At 43.5% G+C, this 398-nt stretch carries 1 protein-coding gene; it reads right to left on the bottom strand.

The genetic code is table 11. The features are described 5' to 3' along the window. Positions 1-256: hypothetical protein (locus E3E51_RS12950; protein ID WP_167913522.1), on the bottom strand; the 256-nt coding region annotated here is incomplete at its 3' end. Between the last annotated feature and the right edge of the window lie 142 nt (positions 257-398).

Below are 398 nucleotides of genomic sequence, written 5' to 3'. Positions count from 1 at the left end.
GATTAGGCACGCCTATGAGCTCTTCATAGCTTGCATCTCTTTGAAGCTCCAGAAGCTCGGAACGCGAAACTGTAATCTTGCCCTGGGAAAACGCCTTCATTGCGGCGTAGTACGTTATGTCGTCGGGCTCTATGAGCTTGATAGGGATCACTAAAACAGCTGAGAAAACTATGAGTGCTATGATAAGCATCATCAGGAAGTAGCGGGTTTCTGGATTTTCAAGTTTAATCTCCATCTCAAACCTGCCCGCATTCATCGAACTCCCTCCATGTCCAGCCAAAAGATTATTAGGCTGGGATTATTTAAGGAACTCTACAAAAGAATGTTTCGGAGCGTTTCATACGACTTAAGAATACGTCTAAAAGTGACCAATTATGATGAAAATCAAACCCCTCCAA

It is taken from the genome of Thermococcus sp. 21S7, from assembly GCF_012027615.1.
GTDB lineage: Archaea > Methanobacteriota_B > Thermococci > Thermococcales > Thermococcaceae > Thermococcus.
This window is presented reverse-complemented; position numbering and strand designations above follow the sequence as displayed.